We start from the raw sequence: 9,438 nt of genomic DNA, 5'->3' as shown, positions 1-9,438 counted from the left end.
TATAGACTCAATGAAGGTTCTATCCTTCCAATCCGTAACAGCACCCTGTACAAACTCTCCCTCAATCTTCACGAAATCAACAGATACCTTCTTCAGGTAGTGAAAGGAAGAGTACCCCGAACCAAAGTCGTCTATGGCGAAGCTGACCCCTATATCTTTAAGGGAGCGAACGAAGGATTCTAAGAGCTCAAGGTTCTTTATGCTATCCCTCTCGGTAAGTTCAAAAACAACATTCTCCGCTTTTATCCTGTAATCTTCCATCAGCTTCCTTATCCTATTTACGAACTCTTCAACTGTAAGCATTCTTGCCGAGAGGTTAATAAATATCTTCTTATCGTAGTTTTCCTCCCTTATCCTCTTGAAAACTTCCTCATAGAGTATCATGTCCATTCTTGTTATCACGCCAAGGTTCTCTGCAGCCTCTACAAATTCACCTGCGGGCATGTTCTCCTGTCCTATCCTCATAAGCACCTCATTTGCAAAGACACTGCCGGTTTTCAGGTCAACTATGGGTTGGAAGAAAGGCTTTATAGCCCTCCTGTTTAGAGCATCCAGAACCTGTACGCTCTTTCTTGTAAGCTCGTGTCTGGGCAAGCTCAGGTCTTCAAAAGAAGGCACCCTTATTCTGCTCCTTCCTTCCTCTTTCGCTTTCCTGAGCATACTGTCCGCTATCAGAAACAGGTCCTTAGGATTCTTGGCATGGTCGGGGTAGGTTGATATCCCTATAGATACCTGCGGCACGACAACCCCCTGACCGCTTACCGAAAAGGAAACCGACTCAATAGCATCCTTTATTCTCTTTGCAAGGCTGAAAGCCTGCTCAACGTCAGAGCCTACCGCTATTATCGCAAACTCGTCTCCGCCGCACCTTGAGGCAATGTCCGCTTTCCTCTTGGTCTCAGAGAGTATCCTTGCCACCTCCCTGAGAACCTTGTCCCCAAAGGCATGACCGTAAGTATCGTTTATCACCTTGAAGTTGTCTAAGTCCAACATTATTAGGGAGAGCTTTCTCCCGAAGCGGTCAGCCCTCTCAATCTCGTAGTTGAGAAGCTCCCAGAAGGTCCTCTGGTTGTAGAGAAAGGTTAGAGGGTCCCTCATGGCGTAAAACTCAATGTCTTTTATGTAAGAGCTTATGGCTTTGGTTGAGCCTATAACGTTTACAAGGGTGGCAAGCACCGTATCTATAACAGGTTGCCTGTGCCTGTCCAAGACAAGGTCTGTAGTTATACCCACACCCACCACACCTCCCAAGTGGGGCTTGTCCAGCACGAGGGTCTTGGTCTTCATCCTCAGCTTCTCCTCTTCAAAGCCGTTGAAGCTCTCACCCTCCAAGGCTACGTTGTGGTTTATGTTCAGGGTCCTGTTACCCACCATGGATATAGGTATCTTGCTCATCACCTGCTCTTCCAAACTCTTCTCAAAGGCTTTTCTGAGCTCATCATCAGCCTTCTTGAGCCAAAAGACCTCCGTGTTTATGTAGCTATCCTCTATAAAGATTGAGAATACGAGTTTTACATCGGTGACCTTGTTTATATCAACGAGCAGGGATGATATATACTCCTTCCAGTCCTTTATGAACTGATGGGTGATTATGAACCTCTCAAGTATGTTAATCTCCAGTTCAAGGACATCTTTGTCTATGGCTATCTCCCTAATCTTTTCCGCCAGACTTTTGAGGGACCTGTTCAGCTCCTCAAACTCTTTATAGGGTATCTTCGCTTCTGCGAGTTTCTCTACATCCTCCACCTTTTTTATGCTTTCAACACTGCTCTCAACGTTTTCCTTTATCCTCCTTATGCTTCTCATGAAAAGCAAGGAGACCCAGACCGATGTTCCTATGCCCAGAGGTACGATGAAGAGGCTTGATATGAAGAAGGTATTCCTGACCTTAGAAAACATAGATGACATGTCTATCTTTGTCTCCACAACACCGAGAACGTCACCCTCCTGTGCATTTACGTGGCACTTTACACACTCACTCCTTGCCATTACAGGCTCTGCATACCTGTAAACGTTCCCCTTGACCTGAGAGGTGGGAAACCTGAGCTTGAAAGCCCTCTTGATTACATCGTCCCTCTGAGGTTCTGGCACGCTCCCGAAGAGCTTAACCACCTTGCCACCTCTGTATATGTTCACGCTCAAAGGGGTGTCGGTTTAGGAGACCTCCAGAGCCCTCAAAAACTCAATCACATCGCTTCTCTTCCATCCTCTGCTCATAATCTGATACATGGATGAAAAGACCTGCCGCGATATCCCCTTTGCGGTCATCTCAGCCATCCCCTCGGCGGACTTCTTTACCATGCTCCAGAGGAGAAAGTAAACAGTACCAAGGGAAAGCAGGAATATGGAGAGGGTTATGAGGAAGGTTGCCAGCCTCAAAGACCTAATCTTCATGATTTAAGTCATATAATATAACCTCACTCCTTCTTCTTGCTCAGGCTTATGTATATTTCAACCCTGTTGTTTCTCTCCAGAAGGATAGGCTGGCGCCAGGTGTAGAGAGGTCTGAGGTCGCCGTATCCCGCAGCTGCAAGCCTTGTAGGGTCAACACCCTGAGACTGGAGGAACCTGACCACCTCTGTAGCCCTTCTTACCGACAGCTCCCACTTGTCCCTAACCAGCGGGTCCTTCACCTCTGCGAGACTGCTCACGTGACCCTCAACCCTGATGAAGATATCCTCGGGTAGCTTCTTCAGTATCTGAGCCACCTCAGTGAGAGCCTTTTCAGCCTCGGGAGTCAGCCTGTAGCTCCCGTCCTCAAAGAAGACCTTATCAAAGAGCCTGAGCTTTACAAAGTCCGCCGTGGTAACTATCTGGAAAGCCCATGGTGGGAGAATCCTCTGAATCCTCCTCTTTATCTTTATAGCGACCTCCTTCGGAGGTGGATTTATGGGAAGGAGTATTGAGGTCTTCCTGACGAACATCTTTCTCTCTGGCTGGAAGTAAGAGATGAACTTCTCAAGCTGGGCTATATCAAGACTGCTCATGGCGTATATGAGTATGAAGAAGGTAAGGAGAAGGGACATAAGGTCGCTAAAGGAGGTAAGCCATGCCGGTGGCTTTGGGCACTCTTCCTTCTTCTTGAAAGTCATAGCTCACCTCAGGGGTTCAGCTTTATGCAAAACTCTATCCTCCTGTTTCTTTCCCTTCCCTCGGGTGTGTCGTTGGGTGCTATGGGGTGGTATTCCCCGTACCCTGCTGCCGAAAGAATATCCTTGGGATAACCGCAGGAGATGAAGAGCTTCAGGACGCTGACAGCCCTCGTGGCGGAGAGCTCCCAGTTGGAGGGAAAGCGGGGGGTTGATATCGGCTGGCTATCGGTATATCCCTCAAAGGTTATGGGAAGGGAGTAAGGCTTGAGCCTCTCGCAGAGGTTGAGGAATATCTCTTTAGCCCTCGGGTAGGGTTCTTCGCTCCCCTCCGGAAAGAGCCTGCTCGTGTTCACCCTCAGCTTCATACACGTTCCCGTCACGAGGTAGTCTGCATCTATCCCCATGCTAAGAAGCTGGTCCTTTATCTGGGTTATCTCCTTCTTTAGCTGGGCAAACTTCTTAACCCTGTAGTACATGTTATCCATTTCTATAGGTATCCTTGAGCCCTTCAGCCCTCCTCCCTCTGCAAATATCACCTGCCTTCCCCCAAAGGCTTCCACCAGACCCTTGAGAACCTGATAGAACTTCTCCATGGAGATTATGCTCATTGAGTAGAGGAGTATGAAGAAGGTCAGTAGCAGGGACATCAGGTCTCCGAAGGAGGTGAGCCACGCGGGAGCCTTTGGACACTCCTCAGCCTTCTTCTTCATCAGACCTCTTCCGCTACCTCAACGCCGAGCATTATGGAGAGCTCCTGCCTGAGGATGTTGGGGTTTACCCCCTTCTGTATCCCCTCTATAGCCATGAGGTATATGTTCTTGAACAGAACCTCCGTGTCCTTTACCTTCTTGAGCTTTGTCGCCACAGGTATGGCGAAGGCGTTGGCTAAAATAGCACCGTAGAGGGTGGTTATAAGGGCGACTGCCATGCCCGGTCCCAGGGCTGAGGGGTCGTTGAGGTTCTTGAGCATCTGTATGAGTCCTATGAGGGTCCCTATCATACCGAAAGCTGGAAAGAGGTCCCCGAGCTTCTCCCACACCGCAACGTTGGTCCCGAGCCTATCCTCAAGCTGGGCTATAGCCCCTTCCGCGCTTATTTTTATCTCCTCAAGCTCAAGCCCATCAACGAGCATCCTTATCATGTCCCCAAGCAGGGGGTCTCTCTCGTAGTAAAGGTCAATCTCCGACTCAAGGGCGAGTATCCCTTCCCTCCTGACCTTTGTGGCAACCTCAGAGAGGAACTCAACCGTTTCAAGGGCATCGGGGGGCTTCCATAGGAAGGCATCCTTGATGGAGGTAACGCCCTTTATAAAATCCTTGAGGGGAAAACCTCCCAGAGCTGCCGCCATTCCACCCCCTACGACTATGAATATTGAGGGTATGTTTATGAAGGCAGCCGGACTACCCCCTATGACAATAGAGATGACTATCATTATGAAGGCGCCGCCTATCCCTATTAATGCTCCCGGGTCCATCTCACTGAGTTAATAAATCGGAATATGACCTATAATTTAAAGCACATGGCAGAAGAAGAGAAGCTCCTGAGCGAGAAGGAAGTAATCAGATTACTGAAGGAGAGAAAAAAGCCCCTTTCCTTTCTACAGATAGCTAAGCTCCTTGGTCTTGAGAAGAAGGAGAGGAAGAGGCTCAAGAAGCTCCTTAAGAAGCTCAAAAGCGAAGGAAAGATAAAGGTAGTCAGGGGGAAGTTCCAGTATCAGGGAGAGGAGGTAGTGGTTGGTAAGGTGATACCCTACCCTGCTGGCTTTGGCTTCCTTGAGGTTGAGGGAAGGGAGAAGGACATATACATACCTCCCTTTGAGCTCCAGAAGGTCCTCGCCGGGGATGTGGTGAAGGCAAAGGTCGTTGAGTTCAGGGGAAAGAAGGAGGTAAGGATTGAGAGGGTTCTCAAGAGGGCGAGGCACGAGATAGTTGGAAAGGTAAAGAAGGCTAAGAAAGAGTGTATCCTTGAACCCCTTGATAAGAACACCCACCTGACCTTCCTCCTCTCCAAGAGGGACTGCTCCAAATACGAAGATGGGACGGTCGTGGTTGCCAAGATAACCCACTTCCCCAACAGAGATACAAAGCCTCGGGCTAAGGTGAAGGAGCTCATAGGACATCCCGAGAAGAAGTTCCTTGGGATAGACCTGCTTATAAGGAAGTACGACCTGCCCACCGAGTACCCTCCAGAGGTAATGGAGGAGGTTGAGGCTATACCCGAAGGCATACCGGAGGAAGAGATAGGCAGAAGGAGAGACCTGCGTGAGCAGGTTTGCTTCACGATTGACCCGGAGAAGGCAAGGGACTTTGACGATGCGGTTGCGATTGAGCTAACACCTGAGGGGAACTACAGGCTCTTCGTTCATATAGCGGACGTTTCCTACTACGTCAGGCCGGGAACAGCTCTTGACGAGGAGGCTTACAAGAGGGGCTTTACCTTTTACCTGCCTGATAGAGCCCTCCACATGCTCCCCGAGAAGCTCTCCGCTGGACTGTGCAGTCTGAGACCCGATGAGGACAAGCTCGCCTTCACCTGTGAGATGGTCTTCAACGATAAGGGGGACGTCATCTTCTACGATATATATGAAAGCGTTATAAGGAGCAAGCTCAGGCTTACTTACAACGAGGCTCTTGCGATCATAGTTGGAGACCCAGCCCTTGAGGAGAAGTACCCTCACGTTGTTGAGCCCCTCAGGCTTATGGAGAACCTCTACCGTATCCTCAGCAGAAGGAGATGGGAGAAGGGAAGCATAGACTTTGACCTTCCAGAGGCTGAGGTGATAGTTGACGAGTACGGAGAGCCAACCGCCGTGGTCCCCTACGAAAGGCACATCGCCCACAGGATAATTGAGCAGTTCATGATATCGGCGAACGAGACCGTTGCCCTACACCTTGAGAACACAGGCTACCCCTGTCTCTACCGTGTCCATGAGCCTCCCGATGAGGAGAGGGTTGAGAACCTTATTGAGATACTCAACGGCCTCGGCTACCCCGTTAAGAAGCCCAAGAAGCTCAGCTCCAAGTTCTTCCAGAAGATAATAGAGGACTTTGAGGGAAGACCCGAGGAGCAGTTAGTAAGGTTTCTTACTCTCCGCTCCATGAGCAGGGCAAAGTACAGCCCCCACAACTTAGGGCACTTCGGTCTTGCCTCCGAATACTACGCCCACTTTACCTCTCCCATAAGGAGGTATCCCGATATCATCGTCCACAGGCTCCTGAAGGCGTCCCTCAGAGGGGAGGAGCTGGACTACGAAGAATGGATAGACTACCTTGAGGAAGCTGGAGAGCACCTCTCAGCCCAGGAGAGGCTCGCCGATGAGGTTGAGTGGGAAGCTATAGACATACTGAAAGCCCGCTACATGAGGACAAGGCTCGGTGAGGTCTTTGAGGGCGTCATAACCGGGGTTGTTCAGTTTGGCTTCTTTGTTGAGATAAAGGAGACCCTCGTTGAGGGTCTTGTCAGGATAAGCACCCTTACCGACGACGACTACGTGTTTGACGAGCCCGCCCACAGATTTGTTGGTGTCAGGACGGGCAAGGTTTACAGGCTGGGTGATACGGTTAAGGTAAAGGTGCTCGCGGTTGATGAGGAGAGGGGCAAGATAGAGCTCACCCTCGCCCAAGAAAACGAAGAATGATATCCCTGTGGTCAAAGACAAGCCTATCTAAGGGAATGTCCTCAAGCTTGAATACCTTCACCTCCTTTGCGTCACTGCCAGCCTTCGGCTCTCCCTCCGAGTCTCCGATAAAGACCACAGAGACAACGTGAAACCTCGGGTCCCTGTCGGGCTTTGAGAAGACCCCCAAAAGCTCTGACAGCCTAACCTCAAGACCAGTTTCCTCCTTCATCTCCCTGACCGCAGCCTCTTCAACCGACTCCCCCACCTCAACGAAGCCTCCGGGCAGGGCGAGCCCCTTTGGAGGGTTCTTCCTCTCTATGAGAACTATTCCCCTGAAGCTATCTCCCTCCCAGAGCCTTATTATCACATCCGTGGCGAGAAGGGGCGTCCTTATCTCCATAAAAAAGGAATTATAAAAGGAGGGGAGGAGATCCTATCAGGGATAGCCTGGACCGGATTTCACCTTCACAGGTGGGTACTCCCTCGTGTTGTCCCCCGGCTTGAGGGGATATCCCCTGTACATGTATATGGCGTAAGCCTCCAGAGCCTTCATCTCCTCACTGTCTTCGGGAAGCTCCTTCCCCTCAAGGGGCTTCTTTATGCACCAGTTTATCATCTCCCTGAGGGTTGCCACCTTACCCACGTTGTCCTGAAACTTGGGGAAGGTATGGGGGTTTGAGTTCGCCCCGTCAGGGTGGCAGTTGGCACAGGTGAGCCCGTTCTTCCCGAGCTTGGGGCTGTGCCAGAGCTCGTCCCCCTTCTTGACCAGAGCTATCAGCTCTTCGTTCATGAGTTTTAGGTCTTCCTGAGAGAAGGGCTTTCTTGCCTCAGCGATGTTCATAAATAGGCTCACAGAAAGCCCTACAAAAACTCCCGCTCCAAGCAGTGCACCAGCCTTCAAGAACCTCATATCACCACCTCCCTAATCAAAGTGGAACACCATCCTTAAACTCATCAGGTATGAGCTCAGCCCAGGTGTGGTACTTCATCGTTCCGAGGAATGTCTCGTCTATATATGTGCTCGCAAAGCCCACACCGTCGTATATATCACCCGGGTCAACCCTCAGCATCCTGACCTTCGGATAGGGAAGCTCAACGGGTGGATAGGGCCAGGGCCAAGCTGTGGCAAGGTTTCCTATGTGAACCATGTTGCCCGTCCTGTTGTAAACGACCTGATGGACGTGACCGTGGATGGCTATCACCTTCTCAAACTTGGAGAGTATCTCCCTTATCTGGGGAGCGTCCTTCGTCTGGAAGTTCCATCTCGGGTAGTACTCCCATAGGGGTGAGTGGGTGAAGACCACTACGGGAGTGTCGGGGGAAAGCTTTTTCACATCCTTTTCAAGCCACTCAAGCTGTCTCTCTCCTACGCCCCAGAGACCGCATATATGGCACTCAAGCTCGGCTATGGCAAGCATCCTCTCCTCGGGGCTCATGTTCCTCGCGGTCCAGTAGTCCTCCACAAGGATGGAGTTCATTCCTATGAAGTGGACTCCCTTGTGGTCAAAGCTCCAGAAGGGTTTCCCGAACATACTCTTCCAGGTTTTCCCCATGTCAAGGTACCAGTCGTGCTCTCCGGGTATTATGAAGTACTTGATTCCAGCCCTCTTCAGCCTGTCAAGGAACCTCTTCCCCTTCTCCAGCTCCTTTGCCTTACCGAACTGGGCTAAGTCCCCTATGAAGAGGACGAAGTCAGGCCTGGGTCTCATCTTCAGGATATCGTCAATAGCCCTTGAGAAGGTCTTGTCAAACCTGTGGTTGGGCATCTCGTACAGGTGGGTGTCCCCTATCACGACGAAGTTAAAGGGCTGGAGCTTGCTCCTCCTTGAGCTCCTTGCCTCAGCCACGTTCACAACCCCCATCAGGGGTGATAGCGCTGAGGCTGTTATTGCGGCTACACCCGCCTTGGCTGATACCTTGAAGAGCTTACGTCTGCTTATCCTCATATTAACCACCTCCCTTGACAGTTTCCCCTTCGTAGGCTGGTAGCTCGGGCTCCTCAACCTCCGGAACGGTGTTGCAGGTGAGAGCCTCCAGGAAGGCTAAGAGAGCCTCCTTCTCATCCTCGGTGAGGTTGAGGGGTTTTAGCCTTGGGTCTTTGTTGGGAACGTCACCGCCTCCCCTGTTGTAGAACTCAATAACCTCTCTGAGGCTCTTGAAAACTCCGTTGTGCATGTACGGCGGTGTAAGGCTCACGTTCCTGAGGGTGGGCGTTTTGAAGGAGCCCATATCCTTCCTGTCCTTGGTTATGAAGTATCTCCCGAGGTCCCTGTCAAACCTCTCAGGGTTCTTAAAGCCCGCCTGTCTTACCACGAAGTTCCTCGTTGCTTTAACGAGGGCATCGTCCTCAACCCTGTTCTTGGGAACCCCCGTAACGTGGAACTTGTTGTCGGTGAAGTTGGGACCGTTGTGGCATTGTACGCACCCAGCCTTTCCTATAAAGAGCTTCATGCCCTTTACTTGAACCTCGTCCATAGCCTCCTTATCCCCCCTCATGTAGAGGTCAAAGGGGGAGTCGTTGCAGACTATGGTCCTCTCAAAGGCTGCTATGGCTTTAGTGACGTTCTCTATTGTTATCGGTTCCCTGTCCCTGGGGAAGGCTTTTCTGAAGAGCTCTCTGTACTTGGGGATAGCCTTCAGCCTTTCCTCCAGCAGGTCGTAGTTCATGTTCATCTCAAAGGGAGAGGCTATCGGCTTTGATGCCTGCTCCTCAAGGGTTTTCACCCT

10 protein-coding genes are annotated in these 9,438 nt (G+C 50.9%); 1 reads left to right on the top strand and 9 read right to left on the bottom strand.

Annotation, left to right across the window (positions count from 1 at the left end; all coding sequences use genetic code 11):
- The 5 genes from AC1HCM_RS05995 to AC1HCM_RS05975 all read right to left on the bottom strand — a co-directional run.
- A partial coding sequence (locus tag AC1HCM_RS05995; protein ID WP_479460862.1) for a putative bifunctional diguanylate cyclase/phosphodiesterase occupies positions 1-2,112 on the bottom strand: 2,112 nt, incomplete at its 3' end.
- 42 nt (positions 2,113-2,154) lie between these two features.
- Positions 2,155-2,394 carry a hypothetical protein gene (locus AC1HCM_RS05990; protein WP_479460861.1) on the bottom strand — a complete coding sequence of 80 codons (240 nt, stop codon included), beginning with the start codon at positions 2,392-2,394 and terminating at the stop codon, positions 2,155-2,157.
- Between the two features lie 23 nt (positions 2,395-2,417).
- Positions 2,418-3,092, bottom strand: a complete 675-nt coding sequence (locus AC1HCM_RS05985; RefSeq protein ID WP_479460860.1) for an OmpA/MotB family protein — start codon at positions 3,090-3,092, stop codon at positions 2,418-2,420.
- Between the two features lie 8 nt (positions 3,093-3,100).
- The gene (locus AC1HCM_RS05980) at positions 3,101-3,802 is read right to left on the bottom strand and encodes an OmpA/MotB family protein (RefSeq protein WP_479460859.1); all 702 of its coding nucleotides are present in this window, start codon (positions 3,800-3,802) and stop codon (positions 3,101-3,103) included.
- Positions 3,802-4,566, bottom strand: coding sequence for a motility protein A (locus tag AC1HCM_RS05975; RefSeq protein ID WP_479460858.1), 765 nt, complete (start codon positions 4,564-4,566; stop codon positions 3,802-3,804). Before AC1HCM_RS05975 ends, AC1HCM_RS05980 begins: the two co-directional genes overlap by 1 nt.
- Positions 4,567-4,611: 45 nt before the next feature.
- On the opposite strand from AC1HCM_RS05975, the gene rnr reads away from it, so the two are divergent.
- Positions 4,612-6,729 (top strand): ribonuclease R, encoded by a 2,118-nt coding sequence (gene rnr / locus AC1HCM_RS05970; protein ID WP_479460857.1) that lies wholly within the window; start codon positions 4,612-4,614, stop codon positions 6,727-6,729.
- On the opposite strand, the gene AC1HCM_RS05965 is transcribed toward rnr, so the two are convergent.
- The 4 genes from AC1HCM_RS05965 to AC1HCM_RS05950 all read right to left on the bottom strand — a co-directional run.
- The gene (locus AC1HCM_RS05965; RefSeq protein ID WP_479460856.1) at positions 6,701-7,111 is read right to left on the bottom strand and encodes an NUDIX domain-containing protein; all 411 of its coding nucleotides are present in this window, start codon (positions 7,109-7,111) and stop codon (positions 6,701-6,703) included. The genes rnr and AC1HCM_RS05965 overlap by 29 nt on opposite strands.
- 36 nt (positions 7,112-7,147) lie before the next feature.
- Entirely contained in the window at positions 7,148-7,621 is a 474-nt protein-coding gene (locus tag AC1HCM_RS05960) for a c-type cytochrome (protein ID WP_479460855.1), read from the bottom strand.
- A 16-nt stretch (positions 7,622-7,637) separates the two neighbouring features.
- Positions 7,638-8,657 carry a metallophosphoesterase family protein gene (locus tag AC1HCM_RS05955; RefSeq protein ID WP_479460854.1) on the bottom strand — a complete coding sequence of 340 codons (1,020 nt, stop codon included), beginning with the start codon at positions 8,655-8,657 and terminating at the stop codon, positions 7,638-7,640.
- Between the two features lies 1 nt (position 8,658).
- On the bottom strand, positions 8,659-9,438 hold a 780-nt coding region (locus AC1HCM_RS05950; protein WP_479460853.1), incomplete at its 5' end, for a cytochrome-c peroxidase.

Source organism: Hydrogenivirga sp. (assembly GCF_056450045.1).
The sequence above is the reverse complement of the archived record's forward strand: the minus strand, read 5'-3'. Positions and strand labels throughout refer to the sequence as shown.

Bases quoted from the DNA above. Each gene is read 5' to 3' on its own strand.
- AC1HCM_RS05990 (WP_479460861.1), bottom strand. From the start codon at position 2,394: ATGAAGATTAGGTCTTTGAGGCTGGCAACCTTCCTCATAACCCTCTCC.
- AC1HCM_RS05985 (WP_479460860.1), bottom strand. From the start codon at position 3,092: ATGACTTTCAAGAAGAAGGAAGAGTGCCCAAAGCCACCGGCATGGCTT.
- AC1HCM_RS05980 (WP_479460859.1), bottom strand. From the start codon at position 3,802: ATGAAGAAGAAGGCTGAGGAGTGTCCAAAGGCTCCCGCGTGGCTCACC.
- AC1HCM_RS05975 (WP_479460858.1), bottom strand. From the start codon at position 4,566: ATGGACCCGGGAGCATTAATAGGGATAGGCGGCGCCTTCATAATGATA.
- rnr (WP_479460857.1), top strand. From the start codon at position 4,612: ATGGCAGAAGAAGAGAAGCTCCTGAGCGAGAAGGAAGTAATCAGATTA.
- AC1HCM_RS05965 (WP_479460856.1), bottom strand. From the start codon at position 7,111: ATGGAGATAAGGACGCCCCTTCTCGCCACGGATGTGATAATAAGGCTC.
- AC1HCM_RS05960 (WP_479460855.1), bottom strand. From the start codon at position 7,621: ATGAGGTTCTTGAAGGCTGGTGCACTGCTTGGAGCGGGAGTTTTTGTA.
- AC1HCM_RS05955 (WP_479460854.1), bottom strand. From the start codon at position 8,657: ATGAGGATAAGCAGACGTAAGCTCTTCAAGGTATCAGCCAAGGCGGGT.